Origin of the sequence: Pseudomonas sp. DP-17 (assembly GCF_022380625.1) — a bacterium.
Classification (GTDB): Bacteria; Pseudomonadota; Gammaproteobacteria; order Pseudomonadales; family Pseudomonadaceae; genus Pseudomonas; species Pseudomonas nitroreducens_A.
The window spans coordinates 84776-106948 of record NZ_JAKSXG010000010.1 but is presented as its reverse complement, the minus strand read 5'-3'; the positions used below and the strand labels follow the sequence as shown (position 1 = coordinate 106948).

Annotated in this window: 18 protein-coding genes and 1 pseudogene; 11 read left to right on the top strand and 8 right to left on the bottom strand. The window is 66.3% G+C overall.

The window, feature by feature from the left end:
- Positions 1-61 precede the first annotated feature (61 nt).
- On the bottom strand, positions 62-1123 hold the full coding sequence (gene ada, locus MJ122_RS17130; RefSeq protein ID WP_239744911.1) for a bifunctional DNA-binding transcriptional regulator/O6-methylguanine-DNA methyltransferase Ada: 1062 nt from the start codon (positions 1121-1123) through the stop codon (positions 62-64).
- A 134-nt stretch (positions 1124-1257) separates the two neighbouring features.
- Between ada and MJ122_RS17125 the strand changes: the two genes are divergently transcribed.
- The 5 genes and pseudogenes from MJ122_RS17125 to MJ122_RS17105 form a co-directional block, all read left to right on the top strand.
- Entirely contained in the window at positions 1258-3609 is a 2352-nt protein-coding gene (locus tag MJ122_RS17125) for a transporter substrate-binding domain-containing protein (RefSeq protein ID WP_088421292.1), read from the top strand.
- A 98-nt stretch (positions 3610-3707) separates the two neighbouring features.
- Positions 3708-4889, top strand: a complete 1182-nt coding sequence (locus MJ122_RS17120; RefSeq protein WP_239744910.1) for a two-component system response regulator — start codon at positions 3708-3710, stop codon at positions 4887-4889.
- A gap of 72 nt (positions 4890-4961) precedes the next feature.
- The gene (locus MJ122_RS17115) at positions 4962-5858 is read left to right on the top strand and encodes a PA4780 family RIO1-like protein kinase (protein ID WP_017521672.1); all 897 of its coding nucleotides are present in this window, start codon (positions 4962-4964) and stop codon (positions 5856-5858) included.
- A 5-nt stretch (positions 5859-5863) separates the two neighbouring features.
- Positions 5864-6415, top strand: a complete 552-nt coding sequence (locus MJ122_RS17110; protein WP_239745362.1) for a nucleotidyltransferase family protein — start codon at positions 5864-5866, stop codon at positions 6413-6415.
- 303 nt (positions 6416-6718) lie between these two features.
- Positions 6719-7604: pseudogene (locus MJ122_RS17105) on the top strand (EamA family transporter); the annotation flags it as partial.
- Positions 7605-7607: 3 nt separating this feature from the next.
- Here MJ122_RS17105 and MJ122_RS17100 read toward each other — a convergent pair.
- From MJ122_RS17100 to MJ122_RS17080, 5 genes are all read right to left on the bottom strand, one after another.
- Complete coding sequence (locus tag MJ122_RS17100) at positions 7608-7934, bottom strand: type II toxin-antitoxin system HicB family antitoxin (RefSeq protein WP_239745346.1); 327 nt, start codon at positions 7932-7934, stop codon at positions 7608-7610.
- Entirely contained in the window at positions 7931-8185 is a 255-nt protein-coding gene (locus MJ122_RS17095) for a type II toxin-antitoxin system HicA family toxin (RefSeq protein ID WP_239744909.1), read from the bottom strand. Before MJ122_RS17095 ends, MJ122_RS17100 begins: the two co-directional genes overlap by 4 nt.
- Positions 8186-8277: 92 nt before the next feature.
- Positions 8278-8679 carry a Cu(I)-responsive transcriptional regulator gene (cueR, locus tag MJ122_RS17090; RefSeq protein WP_088421285.1) on the bottom strand — a complete coding sequence of 134 codons (402 nt, stop codon included), beginning with the start codon at positions 8677-8679 and terminating at the stop codon, positions 8278-8280.
- A gap of 48 nt (positions 8680-8727) precedes the next feature.
- Complete coding sequence (locus MJ122_RS17085; protein ID WP_239744908.1) at positions 8728-11133, bottom strand: heavy metal translocating P-type ATPase; 2406 nt, start codon at positions 11131-11133, stop codon at positions 8728-8730.
- Between the two features lie 106 nt (positions 11134-11239).
- Positions 11240-11713, bottom strand: coding sequence for a hypothetical protein (locus tag MJ122_RS17080; RefSeq protein ID WP_239744907.1), 474 nt, complete (start codon positions 11711-11713; stop codon positions 11240-11242).
- A gap of 154 nt (positions 11714-11867) precedes the next feature.
- Here MJ122_RS17080 and MJ122_RS17075 point away from each other — a divergent pair, with 154 nt between their 5' ends.
- Positions 11868-12065, top strand: a complete 198-nt coding sequence (locus MJ122_RS17075) for a cation transporter (protein WP_017521666.1) — start codon at positions 11868-11870, stop codon at positions 12063-12065.
- 36 nt (positions 12066-12101) lie between these two features.
- Here the strand turns inward: MJ122_RS17075 and MJ122_RS17070 are convergent, their stop codons facing one another.
- Positions 12102-12734, bottom strand: coding sequence for a TetR family transcriptional regulator (locus tag MJ122_RS17070; protein WP_138520260.1), 633 nt, complete (start codon positions 12732-12734; stop codon positions 12102-12104).
- 155 nt (positions 12735-12889) lie between these two features.
- On the opposite strand from MJ122_RS17070, the gene MJ122_RS17065 reads away from it, so the two are divergent.
- The 3 genes from MJ122_RS17065 to MJ122_RS17055 all read left to right on the top strand — a co-directional run bounded on the left by MJ122_RS17065 (position 12890) and on the right by MJ122_RS17055 (position 18625).
- Positions 12890-14074, top strand: a complete 1185-nt coding sequence (locus tag MJ122_RS17065) for an efflux RND transporter periplasmic adaptor subunit (RefSeq protein ID WP_236172559.1) — start codon at positions 12890-12892, stop codon at positions 14072-14074.
- A 12-nt stretch (positions 14075-14086) separates the two neighbouring features.
- The gene (locus MJ122_RS17060) at positions 14087-17239 is read left to right on the top strand and encodes an efflux RND transporter permease subunit (protein ID WP_345772979.1); all 3153 of its coding nucleotides are present in this window, start codon (positions 14087-14089) and stop codon (positions 17237-17239) included.
- A 210-nt stretch (positions 17240-17449) separates the two neighbouring features.
- Positions 17450-18625: a multidrug effflux MFS transporter gene (locus tag MJ122_RS17055; protein ID WP_088421279.1), complete on the top strand. Its 1176-nt coding sequence runs from the start codon at positions 17450-17452 to the stop codon at positions 18623-18625.
- Between the two features lies 1 nt (position 18626).
- On the opposite strand, the gene MJ122_RS17050 is transcribed toward MJ122_RS17055, so the two are convergent.
- Positions 18627-18806, bottom strand: a complete 180-nt coding sequence (locus MJ122_RS17050; RefSeq protein WP_088421278.1) for a hypothetical protein — start codon at positions 18804-18806, stop codon at positions 18627-18629.
- A gap of 303 nt (positions 18807-19109) precedes the next feature.
- Between MJ122_RS17050 and MJ122_RS17045 the strand changes: the two genes are divergently transcribed.
- Complete coding sequence (locus MJ122_RS17045) at positions 19110-21005, top strand: propionyl-CoA synthetase (RefSeq protein WP_239744906.1); 1896 nt, start codon at positions 19110-19112, stop codon at positions 21003-21005.
- 283 nt (positions 21006-21288) lie between these two features.
- Positions 21289-21741: a GMC family oxidoreductase N-terminal domain-containing protein gene (locus MJ122_RS17040; RefSeq protein WP_239744905.1), complete on the top strand. Its 453-nt coding sequence runs from the start codon at positions 21289-21291 to the stop codon at positions 21739-21741.
- Positions 21742-22173 lie beyond the last annotated feature (432 nt).

Genomic DNA, 22173 nt, shown 5'->3' with positions numbered 1-22173 from the left:
GGGAGGTGGGGTAAGGCGGGAAAAATAGCACGGCGCCCCCCTGCGCCGTGCGTGATCGAGGTCAATCCACCTCGGGGTTCTGACCGGCGGCGTGTTCCTCGCGGCGCAGCAGTTCGCGTTTGCGCGGCAGGCCCCAGCGATAGCCGCCTTCGCCCGTACCGCCGACCAAACGGTGGCAGGGCACCAGCAGGCCGATGTTATTGCTGGCGCAAGCGCGGGCGATGGCCCGCGGGTGGGTGCCCAATGCCTCGGCGAGTTCGCCGTAGCGCCGCGTTTCGCCGCTGGGAATGCGCGTCAAGGCGCGCCAGACGCGCAGCTGGAAGGCGCTGCCGTGCAGGTCCAGCGGGAGCTGCGCGGCGTTTTCGGGTTCTTCCAGCTGGATGAGGACCTGGCGCAGCCAGTCACCGAGGCCCTCATCGTCGCGGGCGCGCTCGGCGGCGCTGAAGCGCTCGGCCAACTGGCGCTCCAGCTCGCCGGCATCGTCGGCGAAGAGCAGGGCGCACACCCCCTTGTCGGTGGCGGCCAGCAGTACCAGTCCGAGCGGGGAGGGCGCGATGGCGTAGCGCAGGCGCTCGCCGGCGCCTTTCTGCCGGCGTTGTGCGGGGCTCAGGGGCATGGCGCTTTCATACAGGGCGCGGGTGCCGGAGTAGCCGGCTTCGAGTGCGGCGTCGAGCACCGAACGCGCTTGCGGCAGGGCGGCGGCGAGGCGTTGCTCGCGGCGGGATTCCGCCCAGGCTCGAGGCGTCAGGCCGGTGCGGGCCTTGAAGGCGCGGGCCAGGTGCGAGGCGGACAGGCCGATGCGCCCGGCGAGTTCGTCCAGGGTGGGCGGCTTCTCCGCCTTGTCGAGCAGTTCGCAGGCCGCGGCGACCAGCGCATCCAGTTGCTCCCGCGGACTCGGGCCACGCGGCGAGCAACGTTTGCATGGGCGAAAGCCGGCGGCTTCGGCCGCGTCTGGCGCTGCGTGAAAGGCCACGTTCTCCCGCGACGGCCGGCGCGCCGGGCAGTTCGGCCGGCAGTAGACGCCCGTGGAGCGCACGCTGAAGACGAAACGCCCCTCGTAGCGTGCATCGCGCTCGCAGACCGCCTGCCAGCAGCGCTCGGGGTCAAGTGAGGTGGTCGTCATGGCAGCTCTCCAGGCAATGGCTGTTGAGGGGATTCTCCGTCCCGACACGAAGTGCAGCAATCCGCATCGCGTTTTCAAATTCGAAGCGCGGCAGCAGGGGCTACGCTTGCTGGGTATCGCCTGAAGAAGAACCCATGTCCTTGCGCCGACTCTGCCTGTTCTCTGTTCTGCTGCTCCTCGCGCTGTGTGCGCAGGTCCGTGCCGCGGGCGTTGACCTGAGCGAGCAGGAACGCGCCTTCATCGCCGCCCACGAACCGATCCGCGTGGGGCTGTTCCGCGCCGGCTGGCCGCCGTTCGAGGTGATCGACGAGTTCGACCAGTTCCACGGCATCAGCGCCGATTACCTGCAATTGTTGTCCGAGCGTCTGGGCATGCGCATCCAGCCGGTGCTCTACAACACCTGGGAGGAGGTGCTGGCAGCGGTGAAGGCCGGCGAGGTGGACCTGCTGCCATCCATGGCGGCAACCGAAGAGCGCCAGCGCTTCCTGAGCTTCACCCAGCCCTACGTGACCAGCAGCAGCCTGATCTTCGCCCGGCGCGACAGCACCCTCCGCACGCTGGACGATCTGTCCGGCCGCCGGGTGGCGGTGGAGCATGGCTACGCCGTCCACGAGCTGCTGAGCAAGGCGGTCCCGGGTATCGACTTCGTGCTGGTAGAGGACTCCCCCAGCGCGCTCAAGGCCGTTTCCACCGGGCGCGCCGATGCCTACGTGGGCAACCTCATCACCACCACCTTCCTGATCGAGCAACTCGACCTGTCCAATCTGGAGGTGCGCGGCGACAGCGGGCTGGGCAACAGCCAGGTGCGCTTCGCCACGCGCAAGGAACTCGAGCCGCTGGTGCCGCTGCTGGACCGCGCGCTGGGCAGCGTCACGCGCAACGAGCAGGAGGCGATCCAGGCCCGCTGGCTGCCGGCGCTGGACATCTTCGACTGGATGCACCTGTTGCAGATCGCCTGGCCCTGGGTAGTGGGCGTCCTCGCCCTGCTGACCTTCGTGCTGGTGTGGAACCGCCGGTTGTCGATCCAGGTGGCCGAGCGCGCCCGCGCCGAAGCGGAGGAGCGGCGCCAGCGCAGCACGCTGCTGGCGCTGATCAACTCGATTCCCGATCCGATCTGGTTCAAGGACACCCAGGGCCGCTACCTGGGCGTCAACCAGGCTTTCGCCGACTGCCTGGGGCGCGCGCCGGAAGACATCATCGGCCGCAGCGATCAGCAGCTGTTCAGCCGCGCCGCCGGCGCCGGCCGCCAGGACCGCGACCGCCAGGCGCTGACCGAAAGGCAGCCGTTCGCCAGCGAAGGCTGGGTGGTCTACCCCGATGGCCGGCGGGTGCTGTTCGATACCCTGCGCAGCGCCTTCCATGACGACCAGGGCCGGTTGCTGGGGCTGGTGGGCGTCAGCCGCGACGTCACCGCGCGCAAGGCCACCGAGCTGGCGCTGGCCGAGGCGCGCGACCTGGCCGAGGAGGCTGCGCAGCTCAAGAGCGACTTCCTCGCCAACATGAGCCACGAAATCCGCACGCCGCTGAACATCATCATCGGTCTGGCGCACCTGCTCCAGGAAACCACCCTGGACCCGCAGCAGGTGGATTACCTGGGCAAGATCCAGGGTTCGGGCCAGTACCTGCTGGAGCTGATCAGCGACATCCTCGACCTGTCCCGCGTGGAGGCCGGCAAGCTGGAGTTCGAACACATCGGCTTCGACCTCGAACGCCTGCTCGGCGAGCTGTTCGACCTGTTCAGTATCCGCGCCGCGAGCAAGGGCCTGACGGTGCGTTGCGAGATCGACCCGCGAGTGCCTGCCCAGGTGGTGGGCGATTCGCTGCGCCTGCGGCAGATCCTGATGAACTACGGCAACAACGCGCTGAAGTTCACCGAGCAGGGCGAGGTGGTGCTGATCGTCCGCCTGGAAGACGAGGACGAGGACAGCCTGCAGCTGTATTTCGCCTTCCGCGATACCGGCATCGGCATTACCGAGCTGCAGCAGGAGCGCCTGTTCGAATCCTTCCAGCAGGCGGACAGTTCCATCACCCGGCGCTACGGCGGCTCCGGCCTGGGCCTGGCGATCTGCCGCAAGCTGGCGGAGGCGATGGGCGGCAGCGTCGGGGTGGAAAGCGAACCTGATCGCGGCAGCCTGTTCTGGTGCCGGCTGCCGCTGGGGCGGGTGGATGATTCGGTCAACCTGAGCCTGCAGAACATCAGCCACGAACCGCTGCCGGTGCCGCTGCTGCCGACCGCCGCGACCGTGCCGGCGCTGCTGGAGAGCGGCAACGTCGCGGAGGTCGAACAGGTCTGTCGGCGCCTGGCGCACCTGCTGGCGGCGGACGACCCGCGCGCCGGACGGTTGCTCGGCGAGCGTGCAAGCCTGCTGCGCAGCGTCTTCAATGAGGGCTACGAGGGCATCGCCACGAATGTGCGGCGATTCGAATTCGAGCGGGCCCTGGAAAGTCTGGTGAATCTCGCGAGGGAGCGCGATATCCGCATATGACGCCGCAGATAAGAAAGGGCGGGATAGGAACACGCGGACAGGGCCATGGTCCGATCACCCGTGGCATGTCACGAATCTGACCGATGCGAGGAGTTGCGATGGATAGCATGCTGGACCGGCCGGAGCAGGAGATGATCCTGGTGGTGGACGACCAACCCGACAACCTGATGCTGATGAGCGAGCTGCTCATGGATCGCTATCAGGTGCGCGTGGCGTCCAGTGGGCCGAAGGCGCTGCGCCTGATGCAGAGCGATCCGCGCCCGGACCTGGTGCTGCTCGACATCATGATGCCGGAGATGGACGGCTACGAAGTCTGCCGGCAGCTCAAGGCCGACCCCATGACCCGCGACATACCGGTGATCTTCCTCACCGGCATGGTCAGCGCCGCCGACGAGCAGAAGGGCCTGGACCTGGGCGCGGTGGACTACCTGACCAAGCCGATCAGCCCGCCGGTGACCCTGGCGCGCATCCGCGCGCACCTGAACCTCAAGGCCAACGCCGACTTCCTGCGCGACAAGAGCGAGTACCTGGAGCTCGAGGTGCGCCGTCGCGCCCGCGAACTGCAGGCGATTCAGGACGCCACGCTGGAAGCCATGGCGACCCTTTGCGACCTGCGCGACAACCCGCACAGCAACCACCTCGTGCGTATCGAGCACTACATGCGACTGCTGGGCAGCTCGCTGTCGCTGCACCCGGAGTTCGCTGCCGAGCTGTCGGTGGAAAACATCGAACTGCTGGTGCGCTCGGCGCAGTTGCATGACATTGGCAAGGTCGCCGTGCCCGACCGCATTCTGCACAACCCCGGCCAATTGGAAGAGGCCGACCGGCTGATCCTCGAAAGCCACACCACCGTTGGCCGCGATGCCCTGGCAGCGGCGGAACGCAAACTGGGATCGCCGGCGGACTTTCTGCGTTTTGCCAAGGAAATCGCCTACAGCCACCATGAGCACTGGGACGGCAGCGGCTTCCCCGAAGGCCTGGCCGGCGAGCAGATCCCCCTGGGCGCCCGCATGCTGTCGCTGATCGATTGCTATGACGAATACACCTGCCGTCACGCCTACCGCTCTTCGCTGACTCCGGAGGAAGCCGCCGAGCGCATCAAGGCCGGCGCTGGCAGCCAGTTCGACCCGCGGGTGGTCGAGGCCTTCCGCGAGGTTGCCGAAGGCTTCGCCAATATCGCCCAGCGTTACGCCGACAGCGACGAGGCGCTGGGACTCGAACTACAACGACTCGAAGATGCGGTGACCGAAAGCATCGAGCTGACCCCGCCCGACCCCTGATCGCGCTGGGCGGTCGTCGACGTTTGCCGTATAAGGAGCGCAGCGCCCCAGAGAGGTACGCCAGGAAGCCCGATGAAGACCCCGAAACGCCTAGAGCCGCTGATCGAAGACGGCCTGATCGACGAAGTATTGCGCCCGCTGATGAGCGGCAAGGAAGCAGCTGTCTATGTGGTGCGCTGCGGCGCCGAGCTGCGCTGCGCCAAAGTCTACAAGGAAGCCAACAAGCGCAGCTTCCGCCAGGCCGCCGAATACCAGGAAGGCCGCAAGGTGCGCAACAGCCGCCAGGCCCGCGCCATGGCCAAGGGCACCAAGTACGGCCGCAAGGAGCAGGAGGACGCCTGGCAGAACGCCGAGGTGGCGGCACTGTTCCGCCTGGCCAATGCCGGTGTGCGCGTGCCCAAGCCTTACGATTTCCTCGACGGCGTGCTGCTAATGGAAATGGTCGCCGACGAAGAGGGCGACGCCGCGCCGCGTCTGAACGATGTGGTGATGGAGCCCGAGCTGGCCCGAGACTTCCACGAGTTCCTCATCCGCCAGATCGTCATGATGCTCTGCGCCGGCCTCGTGCACGGCGACCTGTCGGAGTTCAACGTGCTGGTCGGGCCGGACGGCCCGGTGATCATCGACCTGCCGCAGGCCGTGGACGCCGCCGGCAACAACCACGCCTTCCGCATGCTCGAACGCGACGTGGGCAACATGGCCGCCTATTTCGGCCGCTTCGCCCCGGAACTCAAGTACACCCACTACGCCAAGGAAATGTGGGCCCTCTACGAGGACGGCAAGCTGCAGCCGGACACCCCGCTGACCGGGCACTTCGATGATCCGGAAGACGAGGCGGACGTGGATTCGGTGCTGCGTGAAATTGCCGATGCCATGCGTGAGCAGGAACGCCGCGAAGCCGGCCGCGCCGCCCAGGATGCCCCGCAGCAACGCGACGAGCCGCCGCCTCCGCCGTGGGAGCAGGCCTGAGCCCATTGCCCGGCGAGTCGGCGCTTCTGGCACTGATCACCGGGCAACCCGAGCGCCTGCACCTGCTGCGTGTAGTGCGCGATCACGGCCCGGAAGGCGCCTGGATCGCCGCAGGTTTCGTGCGCAACGCGGTCTGGGACGCCTTGCATGGCTACATCGAGCCCACGCCGCTCAGCGATATCGACGTGCTGTATTTCGCGTCCGACAACCGGGAGCCGGAGGCGGACCATGCCTGGGAGCGCCGGCTGCTGGAGGTTTGCCCGGAGGTTCCGTGGTCGGTGCGCAACCAGGCGCGGATGCATTTGCGCAACGCCGATCGACCCTACCGGGATTGCGCCGATGCAATGTGCCATTGGCCGGAAATCTGCACGGCCGTGGCAGTGCGGCTTTGCAGCGAGTCCCTGGAACTGCTGGCGCCGCTGGGCATTGACGACATCTGGGCGCTGCGCGTCCGGCCCACCGAGCACTTCCGCGCCAAGCCGGATATCTACCGCGAACGCATCGCCGCCAAGAACTGGCCGGCGCGCTGGCCGAAGCTGCGGATCGAGCCTCTGTAGGAGCGCTCCATGGACTCGCTCCAAGGGGAAAACGCCGAGGCTGAGACTCTGGGTAGGAGCGGACTCCGTCCGCGATAGGTTCGCATCGCGCCGGACGCCATCGCGGACAAAGTCCGCTCCTACGCGGTGGGAAACGACGAGGTCACCTTGTAGAAGCGCCCATGGGCGCGATCGCGGGCATGGCCTGGGCAGCCCCGACCGTCCAACAATGCGCTTCCTGTGAAACTGTAAGCCCACAACTGTATCCATACATTTCAGACGTCGGCTGGTAGTTTTGCCCGATCCCACCCCGAGCGCTCTGCCATGCCTCTCCGCCACGTTCTCCTTGCATTGCTGGTCACCCTGATCTGGGGCGTCAACTTCGTCGTGATCAAGGTCGGCCTGCACGACTTCCCGCCGCTGCTGTTCTGCGCCCTGCGTTTCGCCCTCGCGGCGTTGCCGCTGATCTTCCTGCGCGGCCCGCTGCCGGCGCCGTTCTGGCGCATCGTGCAGATCGGCGTGCTGCTGGGCGTGGTCAAGTTCGGCCTGCTCTTCGTCGGCATGCACATCGGCATGCCCGCCGGCTTGTCGTCGCTGGTGCTGCAGAGCCAGGTGTTCTTCACCGTGCTGATCGCCGCCGCCTTCCTCGGCGAGCGCCCGAGCCCGCGTGCGTTGATCGGCCTGGCGCTGGCCGCCGGGGGCCTGCTGCTGATCGGCCTGGAGCGCCCGCTGGGCGACAGCCTGGTGGCCTTCCTGCTGGTGATTGCCGCCGCGCTGGCCTGGGCCTTTTCCAACATCGCCACCAAGCGCTCCGGCGCCAATGACATGCTGCGCCTGATCAGCTGGGTCAGCCTGATCCCGCCGTTGCCGCTGCTGGTGCTGTCGTGGATTTTCGAAGGCCAGGACGCCATCGAGCACGCCGTGCTGAACATCAGCTTGAGCGGGGTAGGTGCGCTGCTCTACATCGCCTTCCTCGCCACCACGGTCGGTTTCGGCCTGTGGAGCTTCCTGCTGCGCCGCTACCCGGCCAGCCAGGTCACGCCCTTCGCCCTGGCGGTGCCGGTGTCCGGGCTGCTGTCGGGCTGGCTGTTCCTGGGCGAAGACCTCACCACCCAGGACTGGATGGCCTGCCTGCTGGTCTTCGTTGGCCTGGCCGTGACCGTGCTGCCGGCTTCGCTGTGGCGCCGCCGCGCGGTGGCCAGCGCGTAAGGCGTCAGACTGCCTCGCCGAGGCGGTCCACTACCCACTGGTTGATGCTCTGGTTGCTCAGTTCCGCCTTGATTGCCACCTGCGCATGCAGTTGCGGGTCCAGGCGCAGGCTGAGCTTGCCGGAGAACGGGCGCTTCGGTTCGCGGCCGAGTTTCGCGCAGGTCGCCAGATAATCGTCCACCGCCTCTTCGAACGCCTCGCGCAACTCGCTGACCGACTCGCCGTGGAAGCCGATCACGTCGCGGATGCCGGCGACGTGGCCAATGAACAGGCCATCGTCATCGCTGTACTCGATCCGGGCAGCGTAGCCCTGGTATTTCATGGGGGTCATGGGTGGATTCCTGCCTGTTCGAGCAAGCTGCGTGCATCAAGTGCCTGATACGGCTTGGCTTCCTTGGTTGGATGCGGACGGTGGAAGGTGGCGACGATGCCGTTCAACTCGAAGCGCACCCTTGAACCACTGCCTTCGATTGTCTGCGCACCCAGGGCGATCAGTAGCGATTCTATGCGCAGCCATTCCAGTGAAGACGGGACGGGAAGCGTGAAAATCAGCTCCAGCGTCCTGCGTTGCCGGGCATTCATCCCGTGCTCCAGTTGGTGGTATCAGATTATGCTACCAACAGGCTCCTTGAACCAGATGTCAGACGTCGCTCCGAGCGTTGCCTGAAGGTTCTTCAGTGGCAACACTTCCCCGACTCCAGGTCCTTGAGGATCGGGCAGTCCGGCCGGTGGTCGCCCTGGCAGTGATCGCTCAGTTCCTGGAGGGTGTCGCGCAGGCTGCTGAGTTCGGCGATCTTGCGGTTAAGCTCGTCGATATGCCGGGCGGCCAGGGCCTTCACGTCGGCGCTGGCGCGCTGGCGGTCCTGCCAGAGGGCGAGCAGCTGGCCGACCTCTTCCAGGGAGAAGCCGAAGTCCCGCGAGCGGCGGATGAAGGCCAGGGTGTGCAGGTCCTGCTCGCTGTAGTGGCGGTAGCCGCTGGCGCTGCGCCCGGCGGGGGCGAGCAGGCCGGTGGATTCGTAGTAGCGGATCATCTTCGCGGTCAGGCCGCTCTTCTTTGCTGCTTCACCGATGTTCATGCCGATTCCTCTTGAGCGACCGCCCCCGATAGTTCGGGGGCGACACTGTCATTTCTGATCCTGGGGTTTCCAGCGCTTGAGCAGCAGGGCGTTGCTCACCACGCTGACGCTCGAAGCGGCCATCGCCGCGCCGGCCACCATCGGGTTGAGCAGGCCGAAGGCGGCCAGCGGGATGCCCACCAGGTTGTAGATGAAGGCCCAGAACAGGTTCTGGCGGATCTTCGCGTAGGTACGCCGGGAGATGTCCAGCGCCGCCGGCACCAGGCGCGGGTCGCCGCGCATCAGGGTGATGCCGGCGGCATGCATGGCGACGTCGGTGCCGCCGCCCATGGCGATGCCGACGTCCGCCGCGGCGAGTGCAGGGGCATCGTTGATGCCGTCGCCGACCATCGCCACCACTTTTCCTTCCTGGCGCAGCGCGCCGACCACGGCGGCCTTGTCGCCGGGCAATACTTCGGCATGCACGTCGTCCAGGCCCAGCGCATCGGCCACGACCTTGGCGCTGCCACGGTTGTCGCCGGTGATCAGGTGGCTGGCGATGCCGCGTTCGCGCAGGGCGTCAATGGCGGTCTTCGCGCCCTCCTTGAGGCTGTCGCCAAAGGCGAACAGGGCGATCACGCAGGCTTGCGGCTCGCGCTCGATCAGCCAGGACAGGGTGCGGCCTTCGGCTTCCCAGCGCTTGGCCGATGCTTCCAGCGCACCGGGCTGCAGTTGGGCTTCGTCGAGCATGCGGCGGTTGCCCAGGGCCAGCAGGCGACCTTCGATGCGGCCCTGGATGCCGCGGCCGGTCAGGGCCTGGGTCGCCTCGGCGGCGGCGGGGTTCAGATTGCGTTCGGCGCAGGCGTCGAGTACCGCGCGGGCCAGTGGGTGTTCGCTGCCGCGCTGCAAAGCGCCGGCCAGGGCGAGGGCTTGCGCCTCATCATTGACTGCCGCGAGGTTGGTGATGCGCGGCTGGCCGGAGGTGAGGGTGCCGGTCTTGTCGAAGGCCACGGCAGTCACCGCGTGGGCGACTTCCAGGGCTTCGGCGTCCTTGATCAGGATGCCATGCTTGGCCGCTACGCCGGTGCCCGCCATGATCGCGGTCGGGGTGGCGAGGCCCAGGGCGCAGGGGCAGGCGATGACCAGCACGGCCACGGCGTTGATCAGCGCCTGTTCCCAGCCAGCGCCGGCGATCAGCCAGCCGACCAGGGTGACCAGGGCGATGCCGATCACCACCGGGACGAACGCGTTGCTGACCTTGTCCACCAGCTTCTGGATCGGCGCCTTGGCCGCCTGGGCGTCTTCCACCAGGCGGATGATCCGCGCCAGGACGGTCTCGCCGCCCAGGGCGGTGGTCTTCACGCGCAGCACGCCTTCGCCGTTGATGGCGCCGCCGGTGACCGGGTCGCCGACGTCCTTGGGCACCGGCAGGCTTTCGCCGGTGATCAGGGCCTCGTCGGCATGGCTCTGCCCGGCGAGGACTCCACCGTCCACCGGGAAACGTTCGCCGGGGCGCACCAGCACTTCGTCGCCCAGGCGCAGTTCGGCGATGGCGACGTCCTCTTCGATACCGTCACGCACGCGGGTAGCGCGCTCTGGCCGCAAGGCTTCAAGAGCTCGGATGGCGGCGGCGGTCTGGCGTTTGGCGCGGCTTTCCAGGTACTTGCCGAGCAGGATCAGGGTGATGACCACGGCGCTGGCTTCGAAGTACAGGTGCGGCATCTGCCCGGGAGCTGCGGCGTACCAGAGGTACAGGCTCAGGCCATAGCCGGCGCTGGTGCCGAGGGCGACCAGCAGGTCCATGTTGCCGCTGCGGGCGCGTACGGCCTTGTAGGCCGATTCATAGAAGCGAGCGCCGATGATGAATTGCACGGGCGTGGCGAGGACGAACTGCACCCAGGCCGGCAGCATCCAGTGCTGGCCGAACCAGTCGCCAACCATCGGCAGCACCAGCGGCAACGACAGCAGGATGGCGGCGGCCAGCCACCAGCGCTCGCGCGCCAGGCGGGCCACGGCCGGGTCCACGGTGGGTTGGTCTGGTTCAAGGGGGCGGGCCTTGTAGCCGGCCTTGTCGACGGCAGCGATCAGCGTGGCTGCCTCCACCGCGCCGAGCAACTCGACATGGGCGCGCTCACTGGCCAGGTTGACGCTGGCTGTGCGCACACCGGGCACCTTGGCCAGGGCGCGCTCGACGCGCCCGACGCAACTGGCGCAGGTCATGCCCTCGATGGCCAGTTCCAGGCTGTGGGCCGGTACCTGGTAACCGGCCTGCTCGACGGCGGCGACCAAAGCCGGCAGGGTGTTGCTGCTGGACGGTGCGGCGAGTTGCACGCGGGCCTGTTCGCTGGCCAGGTTGACGCTGGCGTCCTGCACGCCGGGCACTTTGCGCAGGGCGCGCTCGACCCGACCAGCGCAGCTGGCGCAGGTCATCCCGGAGACGGGCAGGTCGAGCTCGATGGGGTTGGCGCTGCTCATGGGGCTTTCTCCCTGAAGTTCCCCGATAGCATCAACCTTGACACGAGGGTAAGGTCAACCCTCGTTCGCTGCCATCTTGTCGCAGGTCAGGCCGCGAGGCGGATTCTCAACTGCCGCTGGAGACCGGCATCAGGTAAAGACCGCTCTCGCTGTTGGCGATACGGAACTTGCGCACTTCGCCGGCATGCAATTGGACAGACTGCGCGCGCAGCGGCTGGATACCACTGCGGCAGAGTCCGGAGTTGGCGGTCTGCAGGCGAAGGGAGACTTCGCCTGGCGGCAGGTTGAGGGCGATTTCGCCTTCGGGCTGCAGGCGCGAGACCTTTTCGTCCTGCACATAGAGGTCGATGTCGCAGGCGGTGCCGGTATCCAGCCGTTCGCGGCTGACGATCAGCACGGCATAGGCCACCGGCTGTGCGTCGGGCACTGGCCAGGAGCCGGGAGTGCTTGGTGGCGGCGCGGCCGGGGAAGTAGGCGCGGGTGCGGAAGGCGCCGAGGGCTCTTCGGGCATGCCGTCGGCGCAAGCAATGAACGGGAGGGCGGCCGTGAGGCCAACGGCGAGCAGTAGGGAACGGCGCATGGGCGTTCTCCGATGAGTCAGCTATTTCCGCAGCTTGGCTGAGAGGCTGACGTAGGACAAGTGCAAGGCGACTTCAGCGCGACAGGCTTGACCTTGCCACGGTGGCAAGGTCGAAACTGCACCCAACGCTTCAATCCATCAGAGGAGAGATTCCATGCACACCTTCAATGTCAAAGGCATGAGCTGCGGCCACTGCGTGCGGGCCATCACCCAGGCGGTACAGGCGCTGGATGCCGCGGCGGATGTACAGGTCGACCTGGGTGCCGGCGAAGTCCGCGTCGCCAGCCGTCTGGACGATTCCGCGATTCTCGCGGCGATCCGCGAGGAAGGCTACGAGGCCGAGGCGGCCTGAGGTTTCATCCCTTCCGGGCCGGCGTCCTGCCGGCCCTTACGCCAGTGCCGGATGCCAGTCGCGCACCAGCCCACGGAACACGGCGTCGAACAGTTCGCGGGTTTCCTGCAACGGGTCGAACAGGCCCGGGTCGCGCAGCCAGTCACTGAGCAGGCCGAAGATCATCGCGTGCACCGCTCGCGAGGCGATCTTGGGCGTCACGCCGGGCATCAGCCGTGTGCGGCAATCCTCGCGGTTGAACAGCTGCTCGCAAAGCTCGATGAACTGGCGGACGAACTGGTTATGGCGCTCCTCGGCGTCGCGCAATTCATCGGTGAACTCGCAGCGTTGCAGGAGGATGGTGAGGATGCGCCGGCGCTGCTCGTCGCGGGCCAGGTTCTCGACCACTTCCACGCTGAGCTGGAACAGCGATTCGATCGGGTCGTGGCCGTCGCAGCCGGACAGCCGCTGCGCCAGTTGCTCGGGCGGCAGGCGGACCTGGTTGAGCATGTCGTTGAACAAGTGTGCCTTGTTCTGGAAGTGCCAATACACCGCTCCGCGGGTCACTCCTGCGGCGCGCGCGATCTCTTCGAGACTGGTATTTGAGACGCCTTTCGCAAAGAAAAGGCCTTCAGCCGAGTCAAGAATCGTCTGACGGGTTCGTTCCGAATCTTCTTTAGTTCTTCGCATGGCGCTTGCTGGTATACAGGCTAGGATCACTGAGTAACAGGCAGTTTACTGATTTTATAGCGCTAACAGTGCTTTACAGACACTGGCGTAGGTAAGAGTCACACCGTCGTCGTCCCCTGGGGTTCCGCCGTCAGTCATTTCCATGGAGAGGTTACATGCCGTTTGCCCGTCGTTTGCCCGTCGCGCTTGCTGTCGTTGGGTTGCCAGTCCTGTTTTCTGCCTGGGCCCAGGCCGAGGACAAACCTGCCACGGCGGCGCCTCCTCCCCCGGCAGTGACGGTCGAAGTGGCCAAGAGCGCTCCGGTGCCCCTGACCTTCGAATACGCCGCGCGGACCGCCGGCTACCGCGAAGTGGAAGTGCGCGCCCAGGTCAGCGGCATCCTGCAGCGCCGCACCTACGAGGAGGGCCGGCCGGTGAAGGAGGGCCAGGTGCTGTTCCGCATCGACCCGCGTCCCTACCAGGCTGCGCTGGGCCAGGCCAAGGGTTCCCTGGCGCAGACCCAGGCGCGCTACCGGCAGACGGAGCGTGACCTAAAGCGTATCCGCGAACTGCAGAAAAAGGGCTTTGCCAGCGAGAGCGAACTGGATCGCTACGTCTCCGATTTCGAACAGGCCAAGGCGGACGTCGAGGCGGCGAAGGCCAATGTCCAGGCCAAGCAGATCGACCTGAACTACACCACGGTTACCGCGCCGATTTCCGGCATGGCGAGCAAGGAAGTGCGCTCGGAGGGCAGCCTGGTGGCGGCCAGCGATCCGAACTCCAGCCTGCTGACCAAGCTCACCCAGCTCGACCCGGTGTACGTCAACTTCGCCTATCCCGACACCCAGGCCGCGCAGATGAACGATGGGGTGAAGAGTGGTCGCTACATCCTGCCCAAGGACGGCAAGCTGACCGCCGAGTTGCGCTTCGGTGATGGCAGCAAGTACCCCATCGAAGGCGTCGTCGATTTCACCGACAGCTTCGTCAACACCGGCACCGGCACCGTGAACGCCCGCGCCGTGGTGCCCAACCCGCACAACCTGCTGATCCCTGGTCAGTTCGTGCGCATCCTGATCACCGGCATCACCCAGAGCAACGCCGTGACCCTGCCCGAGCGCGCACTGGCCCAGGGCCCGCGCGGCACCTTCGTCTACGTGGTGGACAAGGACGGTTTCGCCCGTGTGCGCCAGGTGACGACCTCCAAGACCGTCAACGGCCGCTGGATTATCGATGCCGGCGTGGATGACGGTGACCACGTGATCGTCGAAGGCATTCCCAAGGTCAGGCCGGACCAGCCGGTAAAGGCCAGCGAGGCAGCACCGCAGGCGCCTGCGCCGCAACCCGCCCAGGCACAGTCCTAAGGAGCGCCCATCGTGATCTCGCGCTTCTTCATCGAACGCCCCGTGTTCGCGATGGTGATTTCCATCGTGATCCTGCTCGCCGGCCTCGTCGCCATGCGCGCGCTGCCCATCGCCCAGTACCCGGAAATCGTTCCGCCGCAGGTGTCGGTTTCCGCCGCGTACCCCGGCGCCAGCTCCCAGGTGATCGCCGAAACCGTGGCCGCTCCGCTGGAGCAGGAAATCAACGGCGTCGAAGGCATGATCTACCAGCTGTCGAACTCCGACAGCAGCGGGGCCATGAGCCTGACCGTGTACTTCGAGGTGGGCACCGACCCGGACCAGGCCACCATCGACGTCAACAACAAGGTGCAGGCCGCGCTCGCCAAGCTTCCGGAAGAGGTACGCCGGCAGGGCGTGCAGGTGGAGAAAAAATCCTCCGACATCCTGCAGGTGGTGACCCTGTTCTCACCGGACAACTCCCGCGACCCGATCTTCATCAGTAACTACGCGCTGATCAACGTGATCGACGACCTCAAGCGGATTCCCGGGGTTGGTGACGTCAGCCAGTTCGGTTCCAAGGACTACTCCATGCGTATCTGGCTACGGCCGGACAAGCTGGCGCAATACAACATGACGCCTTCGGACGTGGCGAGCGCGATCCGCGAGCAGAACTCGCAGTTCGCCGCGGGCAGCTTCGGCCAGCAACCGATGAAGGAGCCGCAGGACTTCACCTACATGGCGACCGCCCAGGGGCGGTTCACTGATCCGAAGGAATTCGAGAGCATCATCCTGCGCAGTGACCCGACCGGCGCCAGCCTGCTGCTCAAGGACGTGGCGCGCGTCGAACTCGGGGCCCAGGACTATTCCCTGGTGACCTCGCTGAACGGCCAGCAGAACGCTGCCTTCGGTATCTACCTGCAGCCGGGCGCCAACGCACTGGATACCGCCCAGGCCGTGCGCGACCACATGGACGCCATGGCCAAGCGCTTCCCTGAAGGCATCACCTACAAGATTCCCTACGACACCACCATCTTCGTGCAGGTCTCCATCGAGGAAGTGATCCATACCTTCATCGAGGCGCTGATCCTGGTGATGGTCGTGGTCTTCGTGTTCCTGCAGAGCATCCGCGCCACGCTGATCCCGGTGCTGGCGATTCCCGTCTCGCTGGTCGGTACCTTCGCCGGCATGTACCTGATGGGCTTCTCCATCAACCTGCTGTCGCTGTTCGGCATGGTGCTGGCCATCGGCATCGTGGTGGACGACGCGATCGTGGTGCTGGAGAACGTCGAGCGGGTGATGCGCACCGAGAAGCTCGGACCCAAGGAGGCGGCGATCAAGGCGATGGAGGAGGTGACCGGACCGATCGTCGCCATCGTGCTGGTACTTTGCGCCGTGTTCATCCCCGTCGGGTTCCTCGGCGGCCTGGCCGGGCAGATGTACAAGCAGTTCGCGATCACCATCGCGGTGTCGGTGGTGATCTCCGGCATCGTGGCCCTGACCTTGTCACCGGCACTCTGCGCGTTGATCCTCAAGCCTGAACACAAGGAGCCGGCTGCGCCGTTCCGCTGGTTCAACCGCATGTTCGAAAAAGCCACCAACGGCTATGGCGCTGGCGTGCAGTTCTTCCTCAAACGGGCGGCGCTGGGGCTGTTGCTGTTCGGCGGCATGATCGCCCTGCTGGTCATCCTGTTCGGCCGGGTCCCCGGTTCGCTGGTGCCCGACGAGGACCAGGGCTACGTACTCAATGCCTACTTCCTGCCGCCGGCGGCCTCGCTGACCCGTACCGAGAAGCTCACCAGCGATGTGACCCATCAGTTGATGAAGCACCCGGCGGTACAGGACGTGGTGACCTTCGCTGGCTTCGACATCCTCACCTTCGGCACCCGCAGCAACGCCGGCGTATCTTTCGTGCCGCTCAAGGACTGGAAGGAACGCACCACCCCCGAGCTGGACGCGCGCAACCTGACCCATGAATTCATGAAGATGGGCGCGGGGCAGGAAGACGGCGTGGTGATGTCCTTCAACCCGCCGCCGATCACCGGCATGAGTACCACCGGCGGCTTCGAGGCCTACATCCAGGACCGCAGCGGTGGCACCTCCGAGCAGTTGGAAGAGGTAACCATGAAGTTCCTCGCCGCCGCGGCCAAACGGCCGGAGCTGGCGGGGGTGAACACCACCTTCAATGCCAACGTGCCGCAATACTACATCGACCTGGACCGCACCAAGGCGCGCTCCCTGGGCGTGGCGATCAATGACGTGTTCACCGCCATGCAGTCCACCTTCGGCAGCTACTACGTCAACGACTTCACGCTCTACGGGCGGACCTGGCAGGTCACCCTGGAATCGGAGCCGGAGTTCCGCCGCAAACCGGACGACCTGAGCCAGGTCTTTGTGCGTTCCTCCACGGGCGATCTGGTGCCCTTGACCACGCTGGTGTCGGTCAAACGCATCCTCGGCCCGGACTCCTACGCGCGCTTCAACGTGTTCCCGGCGGCCAAGCTCCTCGGCGGCCCGGCGCCGGGCTACAGCTCCGGCCAGGCGCTGGCGGCGATGCAGGAAGTGGCGGACCAGGTATTGGGCGAAGAATATTCACTGGCGTGGATCGGTTCGGCCTACCAGGAGCTGGCGACCCAGGGCTCGGGCAGCACGGCGTTCATCTTCGGCCTGATCCTGGTGTTCCTCATCCTCGCGGCCCAGTACGAGCGCTGGACCTTGCCGCTGGCGGTAGTCACCGCAGTGCCCTTCGCCGTGTTCGGGGCGATCCTGGCGATCTGGCTGCGCGGGCTGGATAACGACGTGTACTTCCAGGTCGGCCTGGTGACCCTGATCGGTCTCGCGGCGAAGAACGCCATCCTGATCATCGAGTTCGCCGTGCTCTGCCGCGAGGAGCAGGGCATGGGCCCGGTCGAGGCGGCGCTGGAGGCGGCCAAACTGCGCTTCCGCCCCATCGTGATGACCTCGCTGGCCTTCATCCTGGGTTGCGTACCGCTGGCCATCAGCACCGGCGCCGGCTCCGCGAGCCGTCACTCGATCGGCACCGGGGTAATCGGCGGGATGCTCGCCGCGACCCTGCTGGCGACCTTCCTCATCCCGATGTTCTACATGCTGGTGGAATCGGCCGCCGACAAGCTCAGTGGTCGCAAGAGCAAGACCAAGCCCGCCGCAGAGGGGGCGCACGAGGTCTGATGTCCTGACAGGTCCGGTCGGCGCGGCCGGGCCTGTCTCTCCCACTATTTGGGACTTGCTTCGGGGGTTGCTTAGGGAGCTTGCTAATTTTTCGGGCCAAGCCACAATGCAGGGCTTCGCCGCGTCATCCGTGCGCGCCAACAAGATATTCACACCGGCCTGCCCGCGGTCTTCGCCGCTCCTCGGCGGACGCGTGTGACCAGGTGATCCATGAACCTCCGCATCCTGCTGATCCTCGGTGCCCTCAGCGCCTTCGGGCCCATGGCCATCGACTTCTACCTGCCCAGCTTCCCGACGTTGGCGCAGGCCTTCGGCACCGACGTCGAACACATTCAGCTGAGCCTGTCGGCGTACTTCGCCGGTCTTGCCATCGGCCAACTGCTCTACGGCCCGCTGGCTGATCGTATCGGCCGGCGTATTCCGCTGCTGCTGGGCGTGAGCATCTTTACCCTGGCGTCGCTCGCCTGCGCCTTCGCGCCGAACCTGGAATGGCTGATTGGCGCGCGCTTCGTCCAGGCTCTGGGCGGCTGCGCGGGGATGGTGATCTCGCGGGCGGTGGTGCGTGACCTGTGCGACCCGATCGCCGCTGCCAAGGCCTTCTCTCAATTGATGCTGGTGATGGGCCTGGCACCCATTCTCGCGCCGCTGGGCGGCGGGCTGCTGCTGAGCCTGTCCGGCTGGCAGTCGATCTTCTATTGCCTGACATTGTTCAGCGCCCTGGCCGGCGGCGCCATCGCCCTGTGGCTGCCCGAGACCATCCCGAACGGGCCGCGTCCACCGCTGCGCGGTGCGCTGAAGCAGTACCGCGCGCTGTTCCGCGACCGTTCCTTCATCACCTACGCGCTCACCGGCGGGGTCGCCATCGCCGGAATGTTCTCCTATATCGCGGGTTCGCCCTTCGTCTTCATCGAACTCTACGGCGTGCCGGCCGAGCATTATGGCTGGATCTTCGGCAGCAACGCCGCGGGCTTCATCCTGATGGCGCAGGTCAACGCACGGCTGTTGCGCTATCGCGGACCGGGGTTCTGGCTGCGCCGGGCGGTATGGGTGTACTTCGGCTGCGGCCTGGCTCTGCTGGCGATCACCCTGGCCAGACCCGAGCATTTGTGGCCGTTGCTGGTGCCGTTGTTCGGCGCCATCGCCAGCCTGGGCTTCCTGTTGCCCAACTCTTCGGCCTGCGCCATGGCCAGCCAGGGGCGGCACGCGGGCAGCGCGTCGGCGCTGATGGGCAGCCTGCAGTTCACCGTCGCGGCCGGCGCGTCGGCGCTGGTCGGTGCATTGCACGACGGCTCTGCCCTGCCGATGGCGGTGGTCATCACCGTCTGCGGCCTGGTGGCCGCCGTGCTCGGCTGGATGAGCGGGCAGATCAGCGAACGTGCGGCCTGAGTCAGCCGGCGGCGCGTTGCACCCGTTCGGGTAATCGGTGCGGGGCCTTCAGACGGGCTTCCAGGGTTGCGACGAAACTGCGCGCCTCGAGCTCGCTGCGAAAGCCCACGGCCTGCTGATCGAGGCAGACTTCCCACGGCTGGTCTTTGCGAAGATGGGACGGACGGACGAGGATGTTCATGCTGCTCACCCCTGCGCTGTCAGGTGAAAAGGGACTTTCAGTTTAGTCCTGTCATCGGGCGGTAGCGGGTGCGACTTGTGGTCGCCGACATGCGGCGGCCTTGCATTGAACTCTTCCCCAGAGCCCCTTCCAAAGCGCGTCGGCCGGGAGTGGAGGAGGGTGGCCGCGCTTCGCTGAAAAATCCTGAAAAGCAATCATGCACCGATCGGGCGAATGGCCTACGACCAAAGGTTGATGGTGGGGTGGCGATCCCCGTCCATACTCGTTGTTCGACCTCGATAACAACAATAAGAGGCAGTGACGATGAGTTACCGGCAGTCCCATGACCGCTCCATCGCGGAACCTTCCGCCTTCTGGGCCGAGCAGGCCGGCCGCGTGGCCTGGTACCGTGCCCCGCAGGAGACCCTGCAGGCCCTGCCCGACGGCAGCCACCGCTGGTTCGCCGATGGCCGCCTGAACACCTGTTATCTCGCCCTCGACCGGCAGATCGAACTGGGCCGCGGCAAGCAGGCCGCGCTGATCTACGACTCCCCCGTGACCAACACCCAGCAACGTTTCAGCTACCTGGAGCTGCGCGATGAAGTCGCGCGGCTGGCCGGAGCCCTGCGCGCACTCGGCGTGGAAAAGGGCGACGGCGTCATCATCTACATGCCGATGGTGCCGCAGGCGGCCATGGCCATGCTCGCCTGCGCGCGGCTGGGTGCCGTGCACTCGGTGGTCTTCGGCGGATTCGCGCCCCATGAGCTGGCGCTGCGCATCGACGATGCCAAACCCCGGCTGGTGCTCACGGCGTCGTGCGGCCTGGAGTTCGAGCGGGTGATCGAGTACAAGCCGCTGGTGGACAAGGCGCTGGAGCTGGCCAGCCATAAGCCGGCCCATGTGCTGGTGTTGCAGCGTCCGCAGGCAATGGCGGAGCTGACGGCCGGCCGCGACCTGGACTGGCGCGAAACCCTGGCCCGCGCGCAACCGGCCGCCCCGGTGGAAGTCGCCAGCGGCGACCCGCTCTACATCATGTACACCTCCGGCACCACCGGGAAACCCAAGGGCATCGTGCGCGACAACGGCGGCCACGCGGTGGCGCTGAGCTACGCGCTGCCGACCATCTTCGGCCTGCAGCCGGGGGACGTCTGGTGGGGGGTTTCCGACGTTGGCTGGGTGGTCGGCCACTCGCTGATCGTCTACGGGCCCTTGATGAATGGCTGCACCACGGTGTTCTACGAGGGCAAGCCGGTGCGCACGCCCGACGCCGGCAGCTACTGGCGGGTGATCGAGGAGCACAAGGTCAACAGCCTGTTCTGCGCGCCCACGGCAATCCGCGCGATCCGCAAGGAAGACCCCCAAGGCGAATTGCTCAAGCGCTATGACCTGAGCTCGCTACGCCACCTGTTCCTGGCCGGCGAAAAGCTCGACAGCAGCACCCAGCACTGGCTGGAGGAACTCACCGGCAAGCCGGTGCATGACCACTGGTGGCAGACCGAGACCGGCTGGCCGGTGACTGCGCCCTGTACCGGCCTGGGCGACCATGACCTGCGTGCCGGGTCCACCAACCGCGCGGTGCCTGGCTACCACGTACAGGTGGTGGACGACGAGGGGCGGCTGCTCGGGCCGAACGAACAGGGCTCCATCGTCATCGCCCTGCCGCTCCCGCCCGGCTGCGCGCAGACACTGTGGAACGATCATCCACGCTACCTGCAGGCGTACCTGAAGACCTACCCCGGCTACTACCACACCGGCGACGGCGGCTATGTGGACGAAGAGGGTTTCGTCTACATCATGGGTCGCACCGATGATGTGATCAACGTCTCCGGCCACCGCCTTTCCACCGGCGAGATGGAGGAGTTGCTGGCGCTGCACGAGGCTGTCGCCGAATGCGCGGTGATCGCCGTGCAGGACGACCTCAAGGGCCACGTGCCGCTGGGGCTGGTGGTGCTCAAGGATGGCGCGCAGGCGAGCGAGGCGGATCTGCAGCGCGAGCTGGTGGCCCTGGTACGCGAGCGTATCGGCGCGCTGGCCTGCTTCCAGCGCGCAGTGGTGGTGAAGCGCCTGCCCAAGACCCGCTCGGGCAAGATCCTTCGCGCCGTGCTGCGCAAGATCGCCGACGGGGAGGGCTATGCGCCGCCATCAACGATTGACGACCCGGCCATCCTCGGCGAGATCGCCGAGCGCCTTGGCCAGGCCGGGCTCGCCAAGGCGGGCTGACATCCCACGACGCCGGTTCTGCCGGCGTATTTCCAGGGCCGCACTCGTTGCGGCCCTTTTTTTGCTCGGAGCGTTGTCTGTCGGCCCGGTTACTTATGGCCTGTCTGTTTCTTCCGTGACTGCTGAGAGAGGGATCGCCAAGCGGCCAATAGCAGGAGCCGGGCCGGTTGCGTTGCTAGTTTGGAAACTTTGGACTCGCACGGAGCTGTGCCATGTCGGACTTCCATAATCTCGAACGCCGCCTTTTCCTGAGCCGTTTGCTGGGGCTGCCGGAGCCCTGGCCTTGCCGGGACATATCCACGCGTGCGCTACGGACGGGTTCACCCGGAGCGAAGCTTTTGACTATATCGTCGTGGGTACCGGCTCGGCCGGCTCGGTACTGATCCGCCGGCTGATCGATGCAGGCTTCAGCGTGCTGGCGCTGGAGGCGGGCCCGCCTGACTGCCTCAAGGCGATCCACAATCCCCCGGAAGTGGCGCAGCTTTATGGCAGTGCCGTCGATTGGGGGTTCCGGACGACAGCGCAGCGATACGCCAGCGACCAGGATATCGCCTGGTCGTGGGGCAAGACTTTTGGCGGCAGCAGCTCCATCAACGGCATGATGTACGTGCGGGGCAGGCCGGACGACTTCGATGGCTGGGCTCGCGCCGCGCAGTCACGGCTGGGTTCGGCTGGCAAGCAGCGAGCCGCAGGACTATCCCCTGATGAACCCCAACGCCTGTGCGGACCCGTATGACGTTTCGGTGGTGGCTCGCTGTGCACTCGCCATTCGCGAGGTGATGAGCCAGTCCTCATTCCGCTCCTGGGGCGCAAAAGAGGTGGCGCCGGGGCCTTCGGTCACCACCCAGGCCCAGATGGAGGCCTATGTACGCCAGTCGGCGACTACCGCGTCGCATCAGGTCGGAACGGCAAGGATGGGCCTGGATGCCTTGTCGGTCGTCGATCCGGAACTGCGGGTCCACGGTATAGGAGGGCTGGGGTGGTGGATGCCTCGGTAAGGCCCCGCGTGACCAGTGGCAATACCAATGCGCCCACCTTGATGATCGCCGAGCGGGCAGCTGATCTGATCCTTGGGCGTACGGCTTTGACGGCGCGAGCGGTTGGCGTGGCCGTGTAGTACCGGCGATGGTTCACCAATCTACGCGGGAGCATTCGGCGATGGGCCCCT